21 protein-coding genes and 1 riboswitch are annotated in these 23,439 nt (G+C 70.2%); of the genes, 14 read left to right on the top strand and 7 right to left on the bottom strand.

Features of this window, described 5'->3' with window-relative positions:
• Positions 1-69 precede the first annotated feature (69 nt).
• The 8 genes from WFH44_RS04030 (at position 70) to WFH44_RS03995 (ending at position 9,024) form a co-directional block, all read left to right on the top strand.
• The gene (locus WFH44_RS04030) at positions 70-1,374 is read left to right on the top strand and encodes an adenosylmethionine--8-amino-7-oxononanoate transaminase (protein ID WP_336712888.1); all 1,305 of its coding nucleotides are present in this window, start codon (positions 70-72) and stop codon (positions 1,372-1,374) included.
• A complete protein-coding gene (locus WFH44_RS04025; RefSeq protein ID WP_442892864.1) occupies positions 1,374-2,558 on the top strand; it encodes an aminotransferase class I/II-fold pyridoxal phosphate-dependent enzyme in 1,185 nt (394 codons plus the stop codon). The genes WFH44_RS04030 and WFH44_RS04025 overlap by 1 nt, the downstream gene beginning before the upstream one ends.
• Complete coding sequence (locus WFH44_RS04020) at positions 2,555-3,625, top strand: cytochrome P450 (protein WP_336711982.1); 1,071 nt, start codon at positions 2,555-2,557, stop codon at positions 3,623-3,625. Before WFH44_RS04025 ends, WFH44_RS04020 begins: the two co-directional genes overlap by 4 nt.
• A complete protein-coding gene (gene bioD, locus WFH44_RS04015; protein WP_336711980.1) occupies positions 3,622-4,425 on the top strand; it encodes a dethiobiotin synthase in 804 nt (267 codons plus the stop codon). The genes WFH44_RS04020 and bioD overlap by 4 nt, the downstream gene beginning before the upstream one ends.
• 59 nt (positions 4,426-4,484) lie before the next feature.
• Positions 4,485-4,655, top strand: a riboswitch (cyclic di-AMP (ydaO/yuaA leader).
• A 3-nt stretch (positions 4,656-4,658) separates the two neighbouring features.
• Entirely contained in the window at positions 4,659-5,540 is an 882-nt protein-coding gene (locus WFH44_RS04010; protein ID WP_336711978.1) for a C40 family peptidase, read from the top strand.
• A gap of 184 nt (positions 5,541-5,724) precedes the next feature.
• On the top strand, positions 5,725-6,858 hold the full coding sequence (locus tag WFH44_RS04005; protein ID WP_336711977.1) for a hypothetical protein: 1,134 nt from the start codon (positions 5,725-5,727) through the stop codon (positions 6,856-6,858).
• Positions 6,859-6,926: 68 nt separating this feature from the next.
• Positions 6,927-8,333 carry a sensor histidine kinase gene (locus tag WFH44_RS04000; protein WP_336711976.1) on the top strand — a complete coding sequence of 469 codons (1,407 nt, stop codon included), beginning with the start codon at positions 6,927-6,929 and terminating at the stop codon, positions 8,331-8,333.
• The gene (locus tag WFH44_RS03995) at positions 8,326-9,024 is read left to right on the top strand and encodes a response regulator transcription factor (protein WP_336711974.1); all 699 of its coding nucleotides are present in this window, start codon (positions 8,326-8,328) and stop codon (positions 9,022-9,024) included. The genes WFH44_RS04000 and WFH44_RS03995 overlap by 8 nt, the downstream gene beginning before the upstream one ends.
• A 13-nt stretch (positions 9,025-9,037) precedes the next feature.
• Here WFH44_RS03995 and WFH44_RS03990 read toward each other — a convergent pair whose 3' ends face one another.
• On the bottom strand, positions 9,038-9,271 hold the full coding sequence (locus WFH44_RS03990) for a hypothetical protein (RefSeq protein WP_336711973.1): 234 nt from the start codon (positions 9,269-9,271) through the stop codon (positions 9,038-9,040).
• A gap of 136 nt (positions 9,272-9,407) precedes the next feature.
• Between WFH44_RS03990 and WFH44_RS03985 the strand changes: the two genes are divergently transcribed.
• The gene (locus WFH44_RS03985; RefSeq protein WP_336711972.1) at positions 9,408-10,346 is read left to right on the top strand and encodes a transposase; all 939 of its coding nucleotides are present in this window, start codon (positions 9,408-9,410) and stop codon (positions 10,344-10,346) included.
• 77 nt (positions 10,347-10,423) lie between these two features.
• Here the strand turns inward: WFH44_RS03985 and WFH44_RS03980 are convergent, their stop codons facing one another.
• A complete protein-coding gene (locus WFH44_RS03980; protein ID WP_336711970.1) occupies positions 10,424-10,831 on the bottom strand; it encodes a hypothetical protein in 408 nt (135 codons plus the stop codon).
• Positions 10,832-10,849: 18 nt separating this feature from the next.
• Positions 10,850-12,367 (bottom strand): MDR family MFS transporter, encoded by a 1,518-nt coding sequence (locus WFH44_RS03975; RefSeq protein WP_336711967.1) that lies wholly within the window; start codon positions 12,365-12,367, stop codon positions 10,850-10,852.
• A gap of 336 nt (positions 12,368-12,703) precedes the next feature.
• Here WFH44_RS03975 and WFH44_RS03970 point away from each other — a divergent pair, with 336 nt between their 5' ends.
• The 3 genes from WFH44_RS03970 to WFH44_RS03960 are packed head-to-tail and all read left to right on the top strand — an operon-like array spanning position 12,704 to position 18,257.
• Positions 12,704-14,164: a DUF3375 domain-containing protein gene (locus WFH44_RS03970; RefSeq protein ID WP_336711964.1), complete on the top strand. Its 1,461-nt coding sequence runs from the start codon at positions 12,704-12,706 to the stop codon at positions 14,162-14,164.
• The gene (locus WFH44_RS03965; RefSeq protein ID WP_336711963.1) at positions 14,161-14,904 is read left to right on the top strand and encodes a DUF4194 domain-containing protein; all 744 of its coding nucleotides are present in this window, start codon (positions 14,161-14,163) and stop codon (positions 14,902-14,904) included. The genes WFH44_RS03970 and WFH44_RS03965 overlap by 4 nt, the downstream gene beginning before the upstream one ends.
• The gene (locus WFH44_RS03960) at positions 14,901-18,257 is read left to right on the top strand and encodes an ATP-binding protein (RefSeq protein WP_336711960.1); all 3,357 of its coding nucleotides are present in this window, start codon (positions 14,901-14,903) and stop codon (positions 18,255-18,257) included. Before WFH44_RS03965 ends, WFH44_RS03960 begins: the two co-directional genes overlap by 4 nt.
• 39 nt (positions 18,258-18,296) lie before the next feature.
• On the opposite strand, the gene crcB is transcribed toward WFH44_RS03960, so the two are convergent.
• Together crcB and WFH44_RS03950 are read right to left on the bottom strand one after the other, a co-directional pair.
• Positions 18,297-18,662, bottom strand: a complete 366-nt coding sequence (gene crcB / locus WFH44_RS03955; RefSeq protein ID WP_336711959.1) for a fluoride efflux transporter CrcB — start codon at positions 18,660-18,662, stop codon at positions 18,297-18,299.
• Positions 18,659-19,099, bottom strand: a complete 441-nt coding sequence (locus WFH44_RS03950; RefSeq protein WP_336711957.1) for a fluoride efflux transporter FluC — start codon at positions 19,097-19,099, stop codon at positions 18,659-18,661. The genes crcB and WFH44_RS03950 overlap by 4 nt, the downstream gene beginning before the upstream one ends.
• A gap of 111 nt (positions 19,100-19,210) precedes the next feature.
• Here WFH44_RS03950 and WFH44_RS03945 point away from each other — a divergent pair, with 111 nt between their 5' ends.
• Positions 19,211-19,525 carry a GNAT family N-acetyltransferase gene (locus WFH44_RS03945; RefSeq protein ID WP_336711956.1) on the top strand — a complete coding sequence of 105 codons (315 nt, stop codon included), beginning with the start codon at positions 19,211-19,213 and terminating at the stop codon, positions 19,523-19,525.
• 167 nt (positions 19,526-19,692) lie between these two features.
• Positions 19,693-20,091, top strand: coding sequence for a hypothetical protein (locus tag WFH44_RS03940; RefSeq protein WP_336711953.1), 399 nt, complete (start codon positions 19,693-19,695; stop codon positions 20,089-20,091).
• Here WFH44_RS03940 and WFH44_RS03935 read toward each other — a convergent pair.
• Together WFH44_RS03935 and WFH44_RS03930 are read right to left on the bottom strand one after the other, a co-directional pair.
• Positions 20,088-20,372 (bottom strand): DUF3040 domain-containing protein, encoded by a 285-nt coding sequence (locus WFH44_RS03935; RefSeq protein WP_336711951.1) that lies wholly within the window; start codon positions 20,370-20,372, stop codon positions 20,088-20,090. The genes WFH44_RS03940 and WFH44_RS03935 overlap by 4 nt on opposite strands.
• A 228-nt stretch (positions 20,373-20,600) precedes the next feature.
• A complete protein-coding gene (locus tag WFH44_RS03930; RefSeq protein WP_336711948.1) occupies positions 20,601-23,423 on the bottom strand; it encodes an aconitate hydratase in 2,823 nt (940 codons plus the stop codon).
• Positions 23,424-23,439 lie beyond the last annotated feature (16 nt).

The following is a 23,439-nucleotide window of genomic DNA, read 5'->3' as shown; positions in this document are numbered from 1 at the left end:
GTCGCTCCCGGCACGGCCCCCGGCTCCGGGACCGAAACCACGCGCCGGCGTACGCCCGGCACCGGCACGATCCGGCGCGACCGCGGCCTGCTCTGGCACCCCTATGCCCCGCTGGACGGCCCGGCCCCCTACGCCGTCGAGGCGGCCGGCGGCGTGCGGCTGCAGCTGGAGGCGGCGGACGGCGAGCGCTTCGACGCCGTCGACGCGATGAGCTCATGGTGGTCCATGATCCACGGCTACCGGAACCCGGCGCTAGACGAGGCGCTGCGGCACCAGGCGGAGCGGTTCAGCCATGTCATGTTCGGCGGGCTCACGCACGAGCCCGCGGTGCGGCTGGCCGAGCAGTTGGTCCGGCTCGCGCCGCAGCCGCTGGAACACGTGTTCCTCGCCGACTCCGGCTCGGTCTCCGTGGAGGTGGCGCTCAAGCTGGCCGTCCAGTACCAGGCGGCGACGGGGCGGCCGGAGCGGCAGCGTTTCCTCGCGCTGCGCGGGGGCTACCACGGCGACACCTTCGCGGCCATGAGCGTCTGTGATCCGGTGGACGGCATGCATTCGGCCTTCCCCGGCCTGGTGGCGCGGCAGGAGTTCCTGCCGCGCCCGCCCGCGGCGCGGTTGAATAACGACGGCGAACTGGTCGCCGATGCGGCGGAGGTGGCGGGCTGGATCGCCGCGCTCGAGGAGACCGTCGCCCGGCAGGCTGGCGGGCTCGCAGCAATCATCGTGGAGCCGGTGCTGCAGGGCGCCGGCGGGATGTTCACCTACGCGCCGGAATGCCTGCGCGCGGCGCGGCGGGTGGCGGACGAGCACGGCCTGCTGCTGGTCTTCGACGAGATCGCCACCGGCTTCGGCCGCACGGGCCGGCTTTTCGCTGCGGAGTGGGCCGGGGTCGCACCGGACATCATGTGCGTGGGCAAGGCGCTGACCGGCGGCTACCTCACGCTGGCGGCCGTGCTCTGCTCCGGCCGGGTCGCCTCGGCCATCACGAACTCGGAGTTCCGGGCGCTGCTGCACGGGCCGACCTTCATGGGGAATCCGCTGGCCTGCGCCGTCGCCTCCGCCTCGCTGGACCTGCTGGAGGCCAACGGGTGGCGGCAGCAGGTGCGCGGGATCGAACGCGGGCTGGCCGCCTCGCTGGCCCCGGCCTCCGCGCTGGGATCCGTGCGTGAGGTGCGTGTGCTCGGCGCCGTCGGCGTAGTACAGCTGGACCGGCCTGTGAACGTCCCCGCGCTCACTCGGGCCGCGCTGGAACGCGGCGTCTGGGTCCGTCCGTTCCGGGACCTGGTCTACACCATGCCGCCCTACGTCTCTTCCACGGCGGATGTCGCCGCCATCGGCGCTGGCATCACCGGCGCCATCGCGGAGGTGCACGGCTGATGGGCGCCATGCAGCGGTGGCTGGAGGACCAGGCCCGGGTGCGGAGCCGGCGCGGGATCGTCCGGCATACAGCCGTCCGGACCGGCGCCGCGGGCCCTGCGCCCGAGGCCGGCCGGCGCACCGCGCGCCCGGTGCTCGACCTCGCCTCCAACGACTACCTGGGCCTCTCGACCGAGCCGCGGCTGAAGGCTGCGGCGGCCCGGGCCATCGACCGCTACGGCACCGGCGCCCGGGCCTCCCGCGTGGTCACCGGGACCCTGCCCGTCCACGGCGAGCTCGAGGCCGAACTGTGCCGGCTGGCCGGACAGCCCGCCGCCCTCGCCTTCTCCAGCGGCTACGCCGCGAACCTCGGTGTGCTGACGGCCCTCGGCGGCCCGGGGACGCTGCTGCTCAGCGACGAGCACAGCCACGCCTCGCTGATCGATGCGGCCCGGCTCTCGCGTTCACCTGTCCAGGCCTTCCCGCACGGGGACCTCGCCGCCCTGCACGCCATGCTGGCCGCGCGCACGCAGCCGCGCGCCGTCGTCGTTGTCGAGTCCATCTACTCGGTGCTCGGCGACGCCGCGGACCTGGCCGAAACGGCCCGGCTCTGCGCGGAGCACGACGCCCTGCTGGTGGTCGACGAGGCGCACGGGATAGGAGTCGCCGGCGGCGGCCGCGGCGCGGTGCATGCCGCAGGGCTGGCCGGAGCCGAGCACGTGGTGATCACGGCGACGCTGTCCAAGGCGCTCGGCGCGCAGGGCGGCGCCGTGCTGGGCTCCTTGGCTCTCCGCGGGCACCTGGTCAACACGGCCCGCAGCTTCATCTTCGACACCGGGCTGGCCCCGGCCGCGGCGGCGGCCGCGGCGGAGGCGTGCCGGATCGTCGCGGCCGAACCGCAGCTGGCGGGACGGGTCCTCTCGAATGCCGCGGTCCTGGCACAGACCTGCGGCGTCGCCCAAGCCGCGGGCGCCGTGCAGTCGGTCCCCGTCGGCCGCCCCGGGCGCGCCGCCGCGATCGCGGAGGAGCTGGAGGCGGAGGGCGTGCTGGTGGGCTGCTTCCGGCCGCCGAGCGTGCCGGACGGCATCTCCCGGGTGCGGCTGACCGCCCGCGCAGACCTCACGGCCGCTCAGACCCGCCGGGCCGCGGAGCTGGTCGCGAGCCGGCTGGCGCCTGCGGTCCAAACCGCCCAGGCCATCCGATGAACTTCCATGTCGTCACCGAACCGGCGCAGGTCCGGGAGGTCATGGGCCGCACGGAAGATTTCCTCCCGACGAACGCGCTCACCGCCGTCGTTCCCCTGACCCCGGCAGCACTGCGCATCCTCAGCCGCGCCCGCTTCGCGCTGCCGCCGGTGCTTGCATCCGCGACCGGCGAGGCGCACCTGCGCGTACGCCGCCTGGTCGCCGGCTTCTTCACCCCCGCGAAGGTCGCTGCCGTCACTCCCCGGGTGCGCGAGCTGGCGGCAAAGCGCTGCGCGGAGGCCGCGGCGGCGCTGCACGGCGGGCCGGTCGACCTGGCGGACATGGTCGCCAAGCACGTCCCGCCGGTGGTGATGGCGGAGCTGATCGGCACCAGCCTGCCGGACCTGGACACACTGAAGCGGTGGAGCCGCGACTCGCTGGAGCTGTTCTGGGGCTGGCCCGATGCCGACCGCCAGCCGGCCCTGGCCGGGAGCGCAGCCGAGTTCTACACCTGGCTGCGCGGCGAAGTTGCCGCCGCGCGGGGCACGGACACACTGTTCGGGGTGCTGGACCGCGCGGGCCTCAAGCAAGCCGAAATCTGCTCGCTGGGCTACTTCCTGGTCATCGCCGGGCAGGAGACCACGGCCCAGCTGATCGCCACCGCGCTCTACCGCACGCTGCAGCACCGGGACCGGTGGCGGCTGCTCGCGGCGGGCGGTTCCGGCCGGGACTTCGTTCGGCAAGTGCTCGCGACCGAATCATCGGTCCACACCTGGCGCCGCGCCGCCGCCCGTGCCACGACGCTGGGCGGCACCGTGCTGCCCGCCGGAGCGGAGATCGTGCTGGAACTCAGCGGCCACCACGGGCCCGACACCGGCGCCACGGCCTACTCGCTGGCCTTCGGCCACGGGCTGCACCGGTGCCTCGGCGCGAAGCTTGCCGAGCTGGAAACCGTGCTGGTCCTCGAGGAGACGGCCCGTGCCCTGCCCGAGGTGCGGCTGCACGGACCGGACCCCGCGTGGCTGCGCCTGCTGTCCTTCCAGAGCCCCCATACCGTCGTCGTCCGGCAGGAGCCCGATTTCCCATGACCACCCCTACACAGCCCGGCCCACAGCCCCTCGAAGCGGACACCGCCCCCGGAATCCGCGGGCTGCCACGCATCATTTTCGTCACCGGCACGGACACCGGCGTGGGCAAGACCAGGACGACGGCGGCGCTTGCCTCCGCGCTGTCCGGCCACCGGAAGGGGCCAGTGGCGGTCTACAAGCCGGCGCAGACCGGCGTGGCTCCGGATGAGCCCGGAGACATCGATGAGGTCCGCGAACTCTCCGGCGTGGACCGGGTCTCCGAAGGCGTCCGGCTGCTGCACCCGATGGCCCCGCCCGCAGCCGCGCGCCGGGAGGGAGCGGTCCTGCCCGGCCTGGACGACCACGTCCGGCACATCCGGGCCGAGGCTGAAACGGCCGCCCATGTACTGGTCGAAGGCGCCGGCGGCCTGCTGGTCGAGCTGGACGGCGAGGGGCATACCCTGGCGGACCTGGCGGCGCGCTTCCCGGACAACTCGGCCACCATCGTCGTCGCCCGCAGCGGCCTGGGTACGCTCAACCACACGCTGCTGACGCTCGAGGCCCTAGGCACCAGGAAGCTGCGCGTGGGCGGTCTCGTGATCGGCTGCTGGCCGTCCGACCCCGACCTCGTGGAAACGGACAATCTCAAATTTTTCTACGGTCTTAATACCCCCCTTTTGGGCGTCGTCCCGGAGGGTACATCCGTCCTAGTCAGGCCGGATTTGCTCGATCAATTCCCAACTGTGGATGAACAGAATCCGAATGTGAAGTTGTCCACATCTGCCCGGATTCGAGTTGGTGGTTACCAAACCGTTATGTAGTGTTGTCGAAGCGTCGGGCCCCTACCCGGCCAGCTCGAGTGGATTGCCTAACTCTGCCACCACAATTCGAGCCCGTTCAGTTACCGCTGGCAGAGGCGGGGGACCCAAGTTTTTCGGGCTTCCACGAAGCCCTTGGGGTTAAGCCGAGGAGTACGTTCCGTACTGCTCCACGGCCGGGTGACTCCCATCCGAACCCGACAGCTCACCTCGTAGGCATTGGGAGAGGCACAACTGTGTTCACGAACAATTCGGCGCGCCACCGCGCCACCCCGGCCCGCAACTTCCTCATCAGCGAGGCCACCAAGTCCGTTTCGGCCAACGCAGGCAAGGTCGGCCGCGGCGCCGCCGTTGTCACCGCCGGTGCCGGCCTGATGCTCGGTGCGGGCATGCCCGCTGCCAACGCCGCCGGCGAGGCCCCGGACCACGCCGCCGCCTACGTGGCGCCGGCCGGTGCCGCCGAAGCCGCCGCCTCCGAGGCCGTGGCCGCAGTTGCACAGTCCGCCGCTTCCTCCCACACCGTGAAGCCGGGCGATACCCTCGGTGCCATCGCCAGCCAGCACGGCGTGGCCCTGGAAGACGTCTTCGCTGCGAACGGCCTGGGCATGGATTCCATCATCTACCCGGGTGACGTCATCGCCCTCTCCGGTGCCGCCGCCGACGCCGCCCCCGCCCCCGCCGCAGAGGCCCCCGCTGCCGAGGCTCCGGCCCCGCAGGTCCAGGCCGCCCCGGCCGGCAGCATGAACGTCTCCCTGGCCAGCGCCGAGATCAGCCCGGCTTCGTCCACCTCCGGCATTGCCGGCATCGCCAAGTCGATGGTCGGCAGCCCCTACGTCTGGGGCGGCACCACCCCGGCCGGCTGGGACTGCTCCGGCTTCACCAAGTGGGTCTACGCCCAGGCCGGGATCAAGCTGCCCCGCACCGCCGCGGCCCAGGCCGCTTTCCTGACCCCGACCAGCAACCCGAAGCCGGGTGACCTGGTGTCGCAGAACGGCGGAAGCCACATCGGCATCTACCTCGGCGGCGGCAAGATGGTCAGCGCCCTGAACCCGGGCGACGGCACCCTGGTCCACCCGACCAGCTGGATGAGCGTCGACGGCTACTACACCGCTCGCTAAAACTTAGGCTTCCGGGCCGGCCCTTCCCCCATAGGCCGTCCCGGGATCACGGAGCAGCTCCGTCGGATTCGTTCCGGCGGAGCTGCTCCTTTTAACCCCCGGAGCCCGGAATTCCCTCTTCCGGGGGACCCGGTCCGCCCGTCCGGGGGATCTCCGGCGCGGCGGGCCTGGCCAGACTGAAGCCATGACTACTTCACCCGCACCATCCCCCGGTCCCCTGCCGCCGTCGGATAGCGTTCCGGCCGCCGCACCCCAGCCGTCCCGCCTACGGGAGGGCGGACCGGTTTCCGCCGCGCCGCTGCTCACCGCCGTAGCCGCGCTCATCTACGCCGCCGCCGCCTTCGCCGTCGTTCTTCCCGGCCGGAAGCTGCCGCTCGCCGACCCCGCCGTACCCGTGGAATTGGCCCCGCTGAACGGTCCGCTCGGCGAGGTGCTCATGTACCTGCTGCCCGCGGGCGCCGTGCTCGGCGGACTGCTGGCGCTGGCGGTCCACGTGCGCCGGCGCCCGCGCCGGCTGCTGGCAGGCGCCGCCGTGGCGTTTGCCCTCCTCTATGCGGCCGCGGTCCTGCTGCTCGCCGTGGACACCCGCATCCTGACCATGCTGGGTTATGTTCCCTTCCTGCTGGTGCTCGCGCTCACCGATCCTGCTGCCCTGCCGGAAAACTACGGCTGGCCGATCGTCGGGCACCAGCTCGTGCTGCTGGCCGGGGTGGCGCTCTGGACCATGACCGCGGCCGCCAGCCTTCGGAAGTCCTCCGGCGCGTGCCTGCGCTGCGGCCGCAATGGCGGCGGCGGCCGGTTCGCCGCCGCCACCCGCCGACGGGGCACGCCCGTGACCATAGCCGCCGCTGCGATTCCCGCGGTCTACGGAGCCACACGGTTCGCGTGGGCGGCCGGGATCCCGCTGGGGATCAGCCCGGAGGTCCTGGCCATGATGCAGGAGACCGGCATGGTCTACGCAGGCCTCGCCCTGGCCTCGATGGCGCTGCTTGGCACGCTCCTGACGCTCGGGCTCCTTTGCCGCTGGGGTTCCGTCTTTCCCCGCTGGATCCCCTGGCTAGGCGGACGCCGGGTGCCGATCCTGCTCGCGGTCATTCCGGCCGGCCTGGTCTCCGTCGTGGTAGTCCCGGCCGGAGCCGCCTATTTGAGGATCTTCACCTCGGGAATCTCCACCGGAATTCCGTTCGATGCGGTCAACTGGGCCACTGGCGCGCCCACCCTGCTCTGGGTCGTGTGGGGCCCGCTGCTGGCGGCTGCCACGCTGGCCTACTACCTGAAGCGGCGCACCGGCTGCCTCCGCTGCGGACGCGGAGGCTGACCCGGTGCGGGGCCAAGGCTAGCCGCGTGCGGGCTCATCCTGTCGGCGGGATAGGCAAGAATAGGGCCATGACCGAGTCGGGCCGCCCCATGGCACGGCGGGCGGGGCTGATCTTCAGGCACTTTGTGTTCATGATGATCGGTGCCCTGCTGGCCGTGCCGTATTTCGCGGTGTTCATCTGGGCCACGCAGCTGGCGGCGGTGAGTGCCGGCCTGGCGTCGTTCGCCTTCGCGATCCTCTGCACCCTCCTGGCCGTCCCCGCGCTGCTGCCCGTGACGCGTGAACTCGAGCGCACGGCAGTACGGGAGCTGCTGGCGGTGGACCTGCCCGGCCTTCCGGACGTATCCGCTCCGGCTGGCCGGCCAAGCAGGCCAGCCTTCGGCCGGCGCTGGCGCGGCGCGGCCTGGTACCTGGTCCACCTGCTGTCCGGATCCCTGCTGCTGCTCGCCCTGGTGGTGGCCGGCCCCGTGCTTCTGTCGATCACCTTCTCCTGGCTCGCCGGACGGCGACAGGCCGTCGCGGAGGTGGCCGCCGCCGTCGTCCCCTTTGCGGATACGACGACGGCCGCCCTCTGGGCCGCCGGACTGGGACTGGCCGTGCTGGTGTTCACGGTGTTGACCGGCAGTGCCCTGCCGCACTGGGCCCGCGGCCTGCTCGGGCCGAGCCCCGCGGAACTGGCCGTCCTGGACGAGGCCCTCGCCCGGGACGAGGCGAGGCGGAACGGTCTGGCCCGGGAGCTGCACGATTCCGTCGGGCATGCGCTGACCGTAACCACGTTGCAGGCCACGGCCGCCCAGGGCCTGCTGGCACGGGATCCCGCGGCGGCGGCGCGCGCAATGCAGGCCGCCGCCGAGACCGGCCGGGCAGCCCTCGCCGAACTGGACCGCGTCATCGGCATCCTCCGGTCGCCCGTCCCGGAGGAACCCGCCGCCGGCCTTGAGGAGCTCCCGCGCGTGCTCGCCGGTTTCGCCGGCCAGGGCCTGGAGGTGGAACATGATGACGACGGCGAGGGGCTCACCCGACTTCCCCGGGACGTCTCCGCCGCCGCGCTCCGGATCCTGCAGGAGGGCCTGACCAACGCCCTGAAATACGCATGTCCGACACGGGCCCGGCTCCGGATCCGCACCGAGGCCGGCACTCTGCTGGTCCGGCTCAGCAACCCCGTCGCCGCGCGGGCTGAAGTTGTGGGAGCGGCTGCCGGTTCTGCGCCGGCACCGGAGGCTGCGGTCCCGGGCGCCGCCACCTCGCCCCGGCCGGCTGTTCCGGGCGCTCCCCCGGCTGCCTCCGCCGGGGGCCGCGGCCTGGACGGCATTCGCGAACGCGCCCGGCTGGTCGGCGGTACCGCGCACGCCGCTGTGGCGGGCCGGACATGGATCCTCGACGTCGTCCTTCCCATCACCCGGAATCCCGGTGCCGCCGCCGCGGCCGCCCGGCGAGGGGCGGATTCCGCCGACAGGAGTGACCAGCATGAGTGAGCCGATCCGCATCCTGCTCGCCGACGACGAGCCCCTGATCCGCTCCGGATTGTCCGCCATCCTGTCCCTAGAGGAGGACCTGGCCGTCGTGGGCGAAGCAGGCGACGGGGCCGAGGTCTGGACCCAGGTCCGGCAGCTGGAGCCGGATGTCGTCATGATGGACGTCCGGATGCCGGTGATGGACGGCATCGAAGCCACCGCGCGGCTCGTCGCGAACCCGGGACGGCTCAGCCGGATCCCGCGGATCCTGATCCTGACCACGTTCGAGAGCGACGACTATGTCTACGACGCCCTCAAGGCCGGTGCCGACGGCTTCCTGCTCAAGCGTGCCCGCCCCGAGGAGCTCATCCGCACCGTGCGGGCCGTCGCGGCGGGCGAATCCATCGTCTTTCCGGCCAAGCTAAGGGAACTCGTGGCCGAGAGGCAGCACCGGGGACAGGCAGCCGGACCGGGCGGACAGGCCGCCGGGCAGGACCTCGTGTCGCGGGCGGGGCTGAGCGTCCGCGAGGCCGAAGTCCTGCGGCAGGTGGCCGAGGAAAGCAGCAACCAGGAAATCGCCGGCCTCCTGTTCCTCGGGGTAGAGACGGTCAAGAGCCACGTCGGCTCCATCCTGGCCAAGCTGGGCGTGCGGGACCGGACGCAGGCCGTCATCGCCGCCTACGAGTCCGGGTTCATCCGTCCCGGCCGCTAGCTGTGCCCCGGGCCTACGCCCGGTCGGCCAGGTCGGTATGCCCTGATTCGCGCGCGCAGTGGGCGCAGCAGTAGATCTGCCCGCCGGCTTCGACACCGTGGCCCAGGATCCGGCAGCTGCAGTGGGCGCAGGTCGGTGCCATGGCCTGCACGGCACATTCGAAACTGTCGAAGGTCTTGGTCTCCTCGCCCTTTGTTATGGTGAACGTCTTGTCATAGGTGTTGCCGCAGGTATCGCAAGTCGCCATGGCCAGGTTCCCCTTTGGATCGTGCCGGCCACCCGGGAGCCGCCGGCTGCCATTGCCGTATCCGGCACGAGCCAACTTACTCCCAGCCGCGTCGATTGCAACGCCCCCGGCCTGCCCCGCGGGTAAGGTGAGGTCCGTGGACCTCGTGACCATCGCCGTCGAACTCTACGCGCTGATGCCCGACGAGTTCACGGCGGCGCGGAACGCGAAAGCGAAGGAAGTCGGCGCGGCCGGCGAGAAGGAACTGGCCAAGCAGGTCAGGGCACTGCCCAAACCGTCCGCGGCGGCGTGGCTGGTCAACATGCTGGTCTCGCGGCGGCGCGAGGAAACGGACCAGGTACTGGAACTGGGGGCGGCGCTCCGCGAGGCGCAGGAGGAGCTGGATCCGCGGCAGCTGAAGGAACTCAGCCGGCAGCGTCACCAGTTGCTGGCCGCCGTGGTGAAGGAGGGGCGTTCACTCGCCGGGGAACTCGGGCATCCGGTCAGCACGGCGATCGGCGACGAGGCAGAGCAGACGCTGCGGGCGGCGATGACGGATGCCGACGCGGCCGCCGCGGTAGCCAGCGGCCGGCTTGTCAGGTCATTGACCGCCAGCGGGCTGGAGCCGGTGGAGCTCGACGGCGCCGTGGCAGGACCGCTGCCCTCCGTGCGTTCGGCACGGACCGGGCGGCCGGCGAAATCCACCCGGCCCAAGGTGGTCGAGGAACCGGCCCCCGCCGGGAAACGGCGAGCCGACCGGGCAGAGCGCGCCGAGCAGCGGAAGGCCGAAGAAGCGGCGCGTGCTTCGCAGCAGGCCCGCGCGGAACTGGAGCGGGCCGAGAAGCGGGTGGCCAAGGCCGAGGCGGACGCGGAGAAGGCGCAGCATCGGCTGCAGGACGTAGAGGCACGGCGGGAAGAGCTGGCCGGGGACCTGGCGGAGCTCAAGGAGCGGATGCGCGAGCTGGACAAGGAAATCGCCGCCGCGGACCGGGAGGCTGATATTGCCCAGGGTGTCCATGAGGAAGCCGAGGCAGGCCTCGGCAAGCTCCAGGCCGAGGCCTACCGGGCGCGGAAGCGGCTGGACCAGCTCGGCTGACGGGGCGGATTAAACGCACCCAGGGGGATGCGAAACCGTTTGATCCGGCCCGGACCGGCCATACCGGAACGGCTGACCTAGTTCCCGCCGTTCTCCGCCTCTTCAGCGTTCCCGGAGTTATCCGAGTTGCCGGACTCCTCCGCGTTCTGCGAGGAGCCCGAGCAGCCGGCGCTCAGCTGCCGGACGGCCTCCGCGGGAACCTCGTCGCCGGCCCGGGCGACCTGGTTGAGCGGCCCGGTCACGGACTCCGGCGCTCCCGCCGACTCGGCGGCCGAGACCAGGCCGGCCAGGAACTGCTGCTCGGACGCGCTGACTGCGCCGTCGTCCAGCACACCGCAGATCTGGTTTGTCACTTCCTGGACGGCCGCGTTGGTGATGTCGTCGACCGCTTGGTTGGCGGCGTCGGAGGCGGCATCCTCAACGGCGCTGCAGCCGGTAGCAAGGAGGGCAAGGGGCACGAGGATCAGGGCTGAGTAACGGCGCATCGTTGACCAGCCTACCTGTCAGTGGACCGGCACGCCTGCTTCCGACGCCGCGGCCGCCTGCGGCTGCCTGACGAAGAAGCCGGCGACGACGCCCAGGACGGAGATCACGGCGCCGCAGAGGAAGGCCGCATGGATGCCTCCGGCCAGGGCCTGCTGTTCTCCCGCCCCCGCGAGCGCGAGCGCTGCCGACTGCAGCGTCATTACCGAGATGAACAGCGCCGTGCCGGCGGCACCGGCAAGCTGCTGCACCGTCCCGACCACCGCGGAGCCGTGCGAGTACAGTTCCGGACGCAGCGAGGCCAGCGCCGAGGTCAGCAGCGGCGTGAACGTCAGCCCCAGGCCCACGCTCAGGCACACATGCGCGACCAGGACCAGGAACACCGGCGTCGTCTCATTCATCATCGCCAGGCCCCAGAAGACCAGGCTCACCAGGACCGTGCCGGGCAGCACGAGGATGCGGGCGCCGCGGGCGTCGTAGATCCGTCCGACCACGGGCCCGAGCAGGCCCATGACCAGGCCGCCGGGCAGCAGCAGTGCACCCGTGGCCAGCGGATCCAACCCGAGGACCGACTGCAGGTAGATCGGCAGCACGATGATCATGCCGAACAGCGCCATCATGAGCACGACGACCGTCAGGATGGAGATCGTGAAGGAGCGCGAGGCGAAGGTGCGCAGGTCCAGCAGTGCCCCGTCCGTGCGCTGCAGCCGGCGCTGCCGGAGCACGAAGAGCAGCAGCGCCACACCCCCGACGACGAGCGGCAGCCACGCCGGTACCGTTCCCCCGCCGTGCGCCGCTTCACCCAGCTGGCTTAGTCCGTAGATCAGGCCGCCGAAGGCGAAGGCCGATAGGACCACGGACAGCACGTCGATCGGCTTGTGCTTGGGCTCGGTGACGTTCTGGATGCGCAGCAGCCCCATGGTCAGGGCGGCCAGGGCGATCGGCAGCACCAGCCAGAACATCCAGCGCCAGTCGAGGATGCTGAGGATGAAACCGGAAATCGTCGGGCCGATGGCCGGAGCCACGGAAATGACGATCGAGATGTTGCCCATGACCTTTCCACGGGACGACGGCGGCACGAGCGTCATCACCGTAGTCATCAGCAGGGGCATCATGATCGCGGTTCCGGTCGCCTGGACCACCCGGCCCGCGAGCAGGACCTCGAAGCCCGGTGCCAGTGCGGATATCAGGGTGCCCAGGCTGAACAGGCTCATCGCGGCGGCGAAGACCGGGCGGGTGTTGAAGCGCTGGAGCAGGAAGCCCGTCACCGGGATCACCACCGCCATGGTCAGCATGAAGGCGGTAGTCAGCCACTGCGCCGCGCCGGCCGTGATGTCCAGGTCCTCCATCAGGCGCGGCAGCGCCACACCCATGATGGTCTCGTTGAGGATTACCACGAACGCGGAAACCAGGAGCAGCGTGATCACCGAGCGGTCGCGCGGGGACAGCCTGTCCACGACGGCGGAGGATTCAGCGGGCCCCTGGGGCGGCTGCGGCGGTGCCTGCCCGGACGCAAGGGTCGATTTGTTTTCAGGCACAGTATTTCCTTAAGGAACGAGAGAAGAATATGAGGCGGAACCGGAGCCTGCCGGAGTGATCGGCATATCTCAATCAGTAAAGCACAGGCAAACATCATAAACGCCAGCCCGGACCAGGTCTATTCCCCGGCCCTGAAGTTCGCGCCGTCACACTCTTCCCGGCCCGCGCGTCGGCCTCTTCGCGCGCGGGGAAAGTCAAGAGGCAGGGAACGGCGGCGCGCCACAGGACAGCGGGCGCCGGATAGGAGGACCGGCGCTGCATCGATTAAGATCGATGGTCGGGTCCCACCTTAGCCAGAGTCCCACCGCAGCTAAGCGGCTGGCAGAAAGTTCTTGATGCGTTCCACTCAGCAAGCCGTCGCCAACTGGCATGCCCAGAAGGAGTTCAAGCTCTCTCCCGCGTGGAAGCTGCTGTCGGCCGCCCCCTGGACAGTCGCCTTCTTCCGGTCCGAATTCACCGCGAACCGGCCGCGGATAGGCATGGAGGAGTTCCACGCGGCGCTGGCCGCCTTCATCGCGGAACTGCGCGAGGAGCACCTGAGCCTGAACGAACAGTGGCAGGCGTCGAACTACGCGGACTCGTGGGTCCGCCAGCAGTTCCTGGCGCGCCCCATGATCGACGGCCAGTTCGTCTATGAACCGACCGCTTCCACGCAGCGCGTGCTGAACTTCATCGACGGCCTGACCCGGGAGCGCACCAACCTGAACTCGTCGCGGCTCAATACGCTGCTGACGAGCATCGAGTCGCTCGCCCACGAAACCGACCCCGATGCGGACGCCCGGATCCGGCAGCTCGAGGCGGAAATCGAAGAGCGCCAGGCCCAGATCCGCGCGCTGGAAGCCGGCGCGGAGCCCGACGTGCTCCCGCACGACACGGCCGTGGCGGCCGCGCGCAGCATCCTGGACCTCGCTTCCAGCCTGCCGGCGGACTTCAAGCGGATGCGCGACGGCGTCGAGCGGATGCTGCACGCGATCCGGCAGGAAATCATGGAATCGAGCGTGGCCAAAGGTGTCGCCGTCGGACAGGTCCTGGAAGGTGACCGGCAGCTGCGCAGCACCGCCGAGGGCGAGACGTTCCGCGGCTTCACCGAATTCCTCAACGATCCGCAGCAGCAGGCACGCTTCCGGCAGGCCGTGCGCGAGGTGCTGGAGCGGGAGTTCGTCGAAGAGCTGGCCGCGGACGAGCGCCACACGCTCGCGAACCTGGTCCGCGAGCTGCGCCGGCAGGCCTCCGAGGTGCACGCGATCTACGGCCGGCTGTCGGAGAGCCTGCACACTTACGTCCAGAGCGACGAGTTCCGCGAGTCGATGCTGCTGCGCCGGGCGATCCGGGCCGCCGAACTCTCGGTCGCCCGCTCCCCCGCGCTGCGCACCCGCACGCCGGTCGCCCGGCTCCACCTGTTCGCCCCGGAGTTCGAGACCCTCGCCGGGATCGGGCTGTTCAATCCCGATGACCATGTTCCGCCGCCCAAGCTGGCGGACCCGCCGCAGCTGGGCGAGGAGGACATCCAGCGGACCCCCGCAACCCCGAAGGGGGACTTCGCCGCCATCAAGGCGGCGGTGGCGGAGGCGACGACGGCCGGACCGGGCGGCCGGGCCACACTCGGGGCGGTGCTGGACCGGCTGCCGGCAGGCCACCGGCATATCAACACCGTCCGCGGACTGGTGCTCACCGCGCGCAACACCGGGCAGGACATCTCCGGCGACCGCTTCGAAGAGGTCGAGTTCACCGAGCTCGGCGGCGCCAGCCGTAAGGCCTACCTGCCGCTCATCACGTTCACGAAGGAATCCGCATGACCGCCACTGACCTCACACCCGACGTCGAGAACGGCTACCGCGCGGAGCGGCAGCTTTTCGACGGCGATACCGGCGCCTTCGCTTTGGCGCTGCGGCAGGCGATCGTGCGGTTGCTGCGGGGGCCGTACATCGACGGCGTGGCCGAGCCGCGGCTCTGGAGCACTATCCTCGACAACCGCAGCGCCATCGCCGACTACTTCTGCGAGATCTTCCTGGTCCTGAGCCTCGACCCGGAGCGCAAGATTGCCATGCTCGCCCCGGCGGAGGTGGACGCCGTCCATACCACCGCAATCCAGCCGCGCAAGCCGCTGCGCCGCGAGGAGACCCTGCTGGCGCTGCGGCTGCGCCTGCTGCTGGACCGGCACGCCGGTTCCGGGACGGATGCCACCATCTCCCGGGCCGGAGCGCGCGAGATCCTCGAGGAGCACCGGCAGCCCGGCTCGGCCGACGACAAGCGGCTGGAGGAACTCACCGACGCCTCGATCCACCGGCTCCTGTCCCTGCGGCTGCTCCTGCCGACGGAGCTGGAGGGCGTCTACCGGGTCAGCAACGCGCTGGCCATGGCGCTGCCGTTCGACCACATCGACGAAATCCCGCCCTACCTGGAAGCGCTGACCCGGAGTGCCGGGACCCTGCCCGCCGATGGGGATGGCGACCCCGACGATGACGACGCGGCCGGCGCCGCGGCGGACGAGACCGACCTGATGGCTGCGGCCGAAGAAGAGGATGACGAGCTGTGAGCATCGCGCAGACCCTGCCGTTGGGCGAAGAGATCAATCCGGGCCAGTACCGGCTGAGCAGCATCCAGGTGATCAACTGGGGCACGTTCCACGGGCGGCACTCGATGTACGTCGACCGCGCCGGCACCCTGCTGACCGGCCATCCCGGCGTGGGCAAGTCCACCCTGTTCGACGGCATCCAGCACATCTTCTATGCGGCACCGCGCCTGAACGAGTCCGCGAACGAGGCCAGCAACCGGCAGGACCGGCGCACCACGTACAGCTACATGCGCGGACGCAAGGCCAAGACCAACGCCGGGGTCACCTACCAGCGCCCGGGCGCCACGTGGTCGGCCATCGCCCTGGTGTACGACGACGGCCTGGGCCGCCAGGTGAGCATCGCGGCACTGTTCGACCTGCCGGCCAACGGTCTCGAGGGCCAGGTCGGCAAGCACTACGTCATCCACAACCGCCCGCTCGACACCGCCGCCCTGGAAAACCACGGCGGGCGCCGCTTCTCCCCCACCTCCCTCCAGGCGGCCCTGCCCGGCTGCGAAGCCTTCGACGTCCACAAGGCGTTCGCCGAGCGGTTCCGCCGCCGGCTCGGCATCGACAATGACAAGGCCTTCAGCCTGCTCCGCACGCTGCAGAACGGCAAGGGCCTCGACAAGGGTGTGAACAGGTTCTTCCGCTACGAAGTGCTGGACATCCCGTCGACCCTCGCCGCGGCGGCGGGCGCGGCGGAGGACTTCAGCCATCTGCGCGGGATCTACCGCCAGCTGGAGGACGCCCGCGGGCAGCGCGACGCCCTGGCCAAGGTGCCGGAGCAGCACCGCCGGTACCGGGAACTGACCGGGCTGCTCGGGCGCAACACCGAGCTGGCCACCGTCCAGCTGCCGCTGCTGCGGCAGCAGCAGGCCGCGGCGGTGCTGGCGGCCGGGACGAAGAAGCTGGAGGGGCAGCGCGCGGAAACGGCGGCGCAGATCGAGGCCGAGGCCGCCAGGAAGGAGAGCCTGGAAGAACAGGTCGTCTCGCTCGAGGAGCGCCATGCCAGCCACGGCGGCCGCGCGATCGAGTCGCTGGAGCGGGACATCCGCGCCGCCGGTGTGGAGCTGGAGCAGCGCGAACGGATCGAATCGCAGGTTCGGCGGGAGATGGACGACGCCGGACTGGGGCTTGAGTGGTCCGCGGCGGGTCTGGCTGCGGCCCGGGAGGAGGCCGCGCGGACCGTCGATTCCCTCGCCGAGGAGGCCAAGGCCGCACGGACGCTGGAGTACGAAGCCGTCGCGGCGAGCATCAACGCCAAGGACCGGGAGAAGAAACTGCGGGCGGAGATCGCCTCCTACCAGCGGCGCGGGAGCAATATCGACGGCGCCAGCGCGGCGGCCCGACGGCAGATCAGCGCCGCCACCGGTATCGCCGCCGAAGACATGCCGTTTGCCGGCGAGCTCGTGGACATCGGGCCGGAACACTTGGCATGGCGTCCCGCGGCGGAGAAGGCGCTGCGTTCGCTGGCCACCACGCTGCTGGTCCGCGGCGAGCACCTCCGCGCGGTCACGCGCGCCATCGACGGGCTGCAGGCGCACGGCAAGCTGCGCTGGATCAACATCGCCTCGGAGCCGCGTCCGGCCACCGCCGGCCCGGCGGACCTGGTCACCAAGCTGGAATTCAAGAACTCCGACGCCGGTGCCTGGCTGCGGGGCAAAATCACCGCCGACTACGCCTTCACCTGCGTCGAATCGGACGAGGGCCTGCATGACGAGGACAAGGCCATCAGCCTGGCCGGCACCCTGAAACTCGGCCGCAGCGCCTTTGAGCGGGACACCCGCACCGTCAACCCCGGCGACTACCTGCTCGGCTTCAACAACACGGAGAAGATCGCCCAGCTCCAGGCGCAGGCCGAGGGCATCCGGCAGGAGCAGGAGGACGCCGCGGAGCTCGCCGACGAACGCAGCAAGGCCAAGGACGCCCTCTCCGGCCGGCTGGAGGCCCTGCAGCACGTGGCCGCTGACCGGCGGGAGTTTGCCGCCGTCGATGCCTCGCCGCTGCGCGCCGCGCTGGCAACGCTGCAGGATCGGCTCCGCGAAACCGTGGACAGCAGCGCAACCCTCGCCGGCATCCATGCCGAACTCAAGGCGGTCAAGGCAGAACTGGAGGCCTGCGTCGGCCGGCTGGCGGTGCAGCGCAATGAGCTGCAGGGCCTGGACCGGCGGTTCGAGGAATCCCGCGCCGCCTGGGAACAGACCGAAGCCAAGGCTGCGGCCAACGCCCCGGCCGGGTGGGCCGCCGATGCCCTGGCCGCCTATGCCCCGGTGCCGGAAGACCATCGGTCCGCGTCCGACGGAGCGGCGCCGGATCCGGCCGGCCCTGCCGCTGCCGCCGGGCTGGACGCGCTCGAGGCCCGGTTCCACGCGGCGCACCTGAAGCTGAACGAAGAAGCCGCCGCGCTCCGCGAGGAACTGCACCGCACCGAAACCGCGCTGACGGACACCTTCAAGTTCTTCGCCCGCGACTTCGGCGAGCACCTGAATGCATCCTTCGGCACCGGCGTCGAAAGCGCCGCGCAGTACGAGGCGCTCTACGAAAGCATCATTGACGAAGGCCTGCCGCAGCGCGAGGACGAGTTCCGCGAGTACTTCAACAACCGCTCCTACGAACGCTTCTCCGACCTGCTGCAGCTGCTGGAAGAGGAACGCCGCGCCATCGAGGAGCGGATCCTGCCCCTGAACCAGATCCTCGCCGACGTGCCGTTCGACCACGGCAGCCGGCTCAAGATCGAAGTCAGGACCACCATTCCGGAGGAGGCGCGGACCTTCCGCACCCAGCTGAAGGAGGCGCTCGGCAACGCCTACGTGAAGCAGACGCCGGAGCAGATGTCGGCCAGCTACCGGGCGCTGGAGCGCATCGTCGAGGCGCTGAACGATCCGGCGCGGCAGCATTGGCGCGACACCGTCCTGGACGTCCGCCAGCACGTCACCATCAGCTGCAACGAACACCGGCCGAACGGCGAGACCGAGACCGGCCTGGAGCCGGGCACGCTCTCCGGCGGCGAAGGCCAGCGCTTCACCTCGTTCATCATGGGCGCCGCGCTGGCCTACCAGCTCGGCATCGCCAGCCAGGGCTACAGCAGCTACGGGACGGTCATGATCGACGAGGCCTTCATCCAGGCCAACTCGGAATATGCCGGGGCCGGCATCAACGCGCTGCAGGAATTCGGCTTCCAGCTGCTGCTGGCCGCGCCCGAAGACAAGGTGGACCTGTCGCGGCATCTGGGGTCGATCACCGACATCATCAAGCACCCGGACGCCAACGTCTCCGGCTTCGTGGTCTCCGGCAAATCCCCCGCGACGGCCACCGAGATCGTGCTGCGCTGACGGGAAGCGCGGGGGCTGCCGGCTGAAGCCGGCCCCGGGTCAGGCGGCCAGCACCAACCCGGCCGCGCAGGCAAGCGCGGTTAGCAGGAGGGTCCCGAGCGCGTTGGCGAGCGCGGAGCCCCAGCGCGCCTGCTGGACCAGCCGGACCGTATCCACGCTGGCGGTGCTGAAGGTCGTGTAGCCCCCGAGGAATCCCGTCCCCAGGATCAGCTGCAGTTCCGGTGCGGCATGGTGTGAAAGCACGACGCCGGTGAGAAGTCCCAGCAGGAAGGAACCTGTGGCGTTCACCAGCAGGGTTCCCAACGGAAACGCGGCACGCTCCACCCATTGGTGGACGAGACCGTCGACCAGGAATCGGGTGCCGGCGCCGGCACCGCCGGCGAGTGCCATCAGCAGCAGCGTCATGCCCGGCGGCCACGAAAGTGCGACGCCGCAGCGACTCCAGCCAGGCTCGCCAGGAAGCCTCCGACCAGAGTGAAGAGCCAATAGCCGGTAGCGAGGCCTGGCCCGGACGCGGCCAGCAGTTGGTTGCCCTCCAGCGCCAGGGTGCTGTAGGTGGTGAAAGCCCCGATGAACCCCGTGGCCGCCACCAACCGCAAGGCCCGGCGGCCGTCGTCGTCCGGCGCCCGAAGCAGCAGGAACTCCAGCAGCAGGCCCAGCGCAAACGCTCCGGTCAGATTGACGGCCAGCGTGCCCAGCGGCCAGCCGAACGCCGGCGGAAGCAGTTGTGAAACGCCGAAGCGGGCGAGCGTTCCGAGCGCGCCGCCGGCCACCACCAGCAGGATTGCGCCGGGCTGCAGGTGCAGCGGCCGCTGGTCCTGGCCGTCGGTCGGGGTGTGCATGCGCCTCCTGAAAATTTTCCTTGACCCATTGAACCCGATGCCTCACGCTTACGTCTAAGGAGTATCCGGCGCGTTCTCCTCGTGCCGGGCATTGCCAGAGGGGGGATTCCAATGCCTGCCGTCCAAGACGACCATCTGAGCGCACAATTCACGATTTATTGGGATGGAGTAGTTGCCGGTTCACTGCGCTACCGGCTCGAAGGAAACGAAATCTGGTTCCTGCGCACCACGATCGACCGTGGCTTCAGGAACCGGGATCTCGAAACCGTGTTGGTGATGAACGCCCTCGACAGCGCCCACCGCCGGCACCTTGCGGTCCGCCCGTTCGATCGCACGGTGCGCAAGACCATGGTGGAGCATCCCGAGTACCACCACCTGTTGGCCCGCCGCCAGACCGTTCCCGCCCGTTCCCTGGCCACTCGATAGGCTGCCGGGGACCGGCCAACGACGTCGGCGCCCGCCTTTCGCACGAGGTCAGCCTTCCGCGCCTGCCCGCGTGTGCGGCGCGGCAGGAGCGTGCCTCCTTCAGTGCCTGCTCACGTGTGCGGCGCGGCAGGAGCCCGCCTGTCAGTGGCGGTGGCTAAGGTGTTGGCATGGATCCGAACCTGCCCCCGGACGTGCACTGGCTGCGCCATCGCCGCAGCGGCGATGACGCAGCCGGCGGTCCCGCCCTGCCGGACGAGCCGGCGGTCCGGGACGCGGTGGAAGTGGCCGCCCTGTTCTGCGAGGCGCTGCTGGACCGCCGCCATTACCGGGCCACGCTGGAGAGCCTGGTGGTGCCCGAGTCGCTCGCGGGCTGGGGCGACTTCAGCGCGGCTGCCCGGATCGTGGAGGCCATTCCCGAGCCGGATTACCTGGCTGGCGCCACGCATCCGGAGCGGGGCGGGGTCGAGGTGGCCGTCCGATCCACCCTGCCTACCGGCGCGCAGGCAACCGTGGAAATGGCCTGGCAGGAAAGGATCGGAGCCTGGCTCGTGGCCGCGATCGACTAGCGCGCCGGCGTGACGCCGGCGGGCCCGGTCCCTGCGCCGTGGGCGAGGAACAGGCCGACCGCGATGCCGAGCAGTCCGATCGACGCCACCGGCACGGCCGAGGCATACAGGCCCAGCAGGATTCCCACGGCGCCGAGGAAGGCCAGCAGCCACCCGGCGAGCAGCCGGCTTCGATGCGACGCGGTCGGCGCGGCCAGGACGTCATGGAGTTCCGGGGCCTCTGTCCTGAGTTGCTGCTCCAGCAGCCGAAGCTGTTCGCGTTCGTAGTCAGAAAGCGGCATCGCCGTCTCCGACTCCTGTGAAGTCGGGACGCACGCGTCCTTGCGCTGAAAATTCCATGTTTCTCCCGTGCGGGCCTGTTGCCACCGTTGTGGCCTGCAACAGATTACGAGATCCCGCCGCCCGGCGAGGCGAGACTCGCCGGGAAAATACCGGCGCGGCGGCCCGGATATCCGGGCCGCCGAACCCGCTCACTTTTGCGGCTCTCCTGCACCGTCCTGCAGTTCGTCCTACACCGCGAGCTGGCGCAGGACGAACTGCAGGATGCCGCCGTGGCGGTAGTAGTCGGCCTCGCCCGGAGTGTCGATCCGGACATCGGCGTCGAACTGCTTCTGCGATCCATCCGCGGCCGTCGCGGTGACCCGCACGGTCCGGGGCGTGGCGCCGTCGTTGAGCGCCGTGACGCCCTCGATCGCAAACGTCTCCGTGCCGTCGAGGCCCAGGGACGCCGCGCTCTCCCCCGCCGGGAACTGGAGCGGCAGCACGCCCATGCCGATCAGGTTGGACCGGTGGATGCGCTCGAAGCTCTCGGCGATCACGGCCTTGACACCCAGCAGCGCGGTGCCCTTGGCCGCCCAGTCGCGGGACGAGCCGGAGCCGTACTCCTTGCCGGCCAGGACGACCAGCGGGATGCCTGCGGCCTGGTAGTTCATCGCCGCGTCGTAGACGGTGGACTGCGGGCCGCCCTCCTGGCTGAAGTCGCGGGTGAAGCCGCCCTCCACGCCGTCCAGCAGCTGGTTCCTGATGCGGATGTTGGCGAAGGTGCCGCGGATCATCACCTCGTGGTTGCCGCGGCGGGAACCGTAGGAGTTGAAGTCCTTGCGCTCCACGCCGTGCTCCAGCAGATACTTGCCGGCCGGGGTGTCCGACTTGAAGGAGCCCGCCGGGCTGATGTGGTCCGTCGTGACCGAGTCCCCCAGCTTCAGCAGGACGCGGGCCCCGCTGACGTCCGTCACCGGCTCCGGGCGGGCCTGCATTCCCTCGAAGTACGGAGGCTTGCGCACGTACGTGGACTGCGGGTCCCAGGCGAACGTGTCCCCCGACGGAGTCGGCAGCGACTGCCAGCGCTGGTCGCCGTCGAAAATGGTCTCGTAGCTCGAGGTGAACATTTCCTTGTCGATCGACGAGTCGATGATGCGCTGGACCTCGGTCGCATCCGGCCAGATATCCCTGAGGAAGACGTCCTTGCCGTCCGGATCCTGGCCCAGCGGATCATCCTCGAAGTCGAAGTCCATGGAACCGGCCAGCGCGTACGCAACTACCAGCGGCGGCGAGGCCAGGTAGTTCATCTTCACGTCCGGGTTGATCCGGCCCTCGAAGTTGCGGTTGCCGGACAGCACGGCGGAGACGGCGAGGTCGTTGTCGCCGATGGCCTGCGAGATCTCCTCCTCCAGCGGCCCGGAGTTGCCGATGCAGGTCGTGCAGCCGTAGCCCACCAGGTAGAAGCCGAGCTTCTCCAGGTACGGGGTCAGGCCGGAGCGCTCGTAGTAGTCCGTGACGACCTTGGAGCCGGGGGCGACAGAAGTCTTTACCCACGGCTTGGAGGCCAGGCCCTTGTCGACGGCGTTGCGCGCCAGCACCGCGGCCGCCAGCATCACCGAGGGGTTGGACGTGTTCGTGCAGGAGGTGATCGAGGCGATCGTCACGGCGCCGTGGTCCAGCCAGAAGTTCCGCCCGTCCGGCATCGTCAGCTCCACCGGGTGGGTGGCGCGGCCGGAATCCGGATCCGTCTTCTTCACGGTCAGGTGCGAGGGGTTCTTGACCTTGCTGCCGGCGTCCGTGTAGGTCGGCGGGTCGGAGGCCGGGAACGTCTCTTCGATGGCCTCGTCCACGCTCGGCCCCTCGGCTTCCACCTCCTTGTGCACATAGTTCTCGAGGTCCCGGTGGAACTGCATCTTGGCGTTGGTGAGTTCCACGCGGTCCTGCGGGCGCTTCGGCCCGGCGATGGAGGGAACCACGGTGGAGAGGTCCAGCTCGAGGTACTCGGAGTACTTGACCTCCTTGGAGGGGTCGTGCCAGAGCCCCTGTTCCTTCGTGTAGGCCTCGACCAGCGCCACGTCCTGCTCGGAGCGGCCGGTGAGCCGCAGGTACTCCAGGGTCACCTCGTCGATCGGGAAGATCGCGGCCGTAGAGCCGAATTCGGGGCTCATGTTGCCGATCGTGGCGCGGTTGGCCAGCGGCACGGCCGCGACGCCGTCGCCATAGAACTCGACGAACTTGCCGACGACGCCGTGCTCGCGCAGCATCTCGGTAATGGTAAGCACGACATCGGTCGCGGTCGCCCCGGCGGGAATCTCCCCCGTGAGCTTGAAGCCGACCACCCGGGGAATCAGCATGGACACCGGCTGGCCCAGCATCGCGGCCTCCGCCTCGATGCCGCCGACGCCCCAGCCCAGCACCCCGAGCCCGTTGACCATGGTGGTGTGCGAATCAGTGCCGACGCAGGTGTCCGGGTAGGCCTGCAGCGTCCCCTCCACCTCGCGGGTCATGACGGTGCGCGCCAGGTACTCCAGGTTCACCTGGTGCACGATGCCCATGCCCGGCGGCACCACCTTGAAATCGTCAAAGGCCGTCTGGCCCCAGCGCAGGAACTGGTACCGCTCGCCGTTGCGCTGGTATTCGATCTCGATGTTCCGCTCGAGGGCCTGGGCATTGCCGAAGACGTCGATCTGCACGGAGTGGTCGATCACCAGTTCCGCCGGCGCCAGCGGGTTGACCCGCTTGGGGTCGCCGCCCAGGTCCACGACGGCCTCGCGCATGGTGGCCAGGTCCACCACGCACGGGACGCCAGTGAAGTCCTGCATGATCACGCGCGCCGGGGTGAACTGGATTTCGGTGGAAGGCTCGGCCTCCGGATCCCACTGCGCCAGCGCGTTGACGTGGTTCGCCTTGATGTTCTGGCCGTCCTCGGTGCGCAGCAGGTTCTCCAGCAGCACCTTGAGGCTATAGGGAAGGCGCTCCGCGCCGTCCACCGCGTTGAGCCGGAAGATCCGGTAGCCGGTTCCGGCCACATCCAGCGTGCCCTGCGAACCGAATGAATTGACTGAAGCCATGGTTGGGTCCCTTCGA

Origin of the sequence: Arthrobacter sp. USHLN218, assembly GCF_037144715.1 — a bacterium.
GTDB lineage: Bacteria > Actinomycetota > Actinomycetes > Actinomycetales > Micrococcaceae > Crystallibacter.
This window is presented reverse-complemented; position numbering and strand designations above follow the sequence as displayed.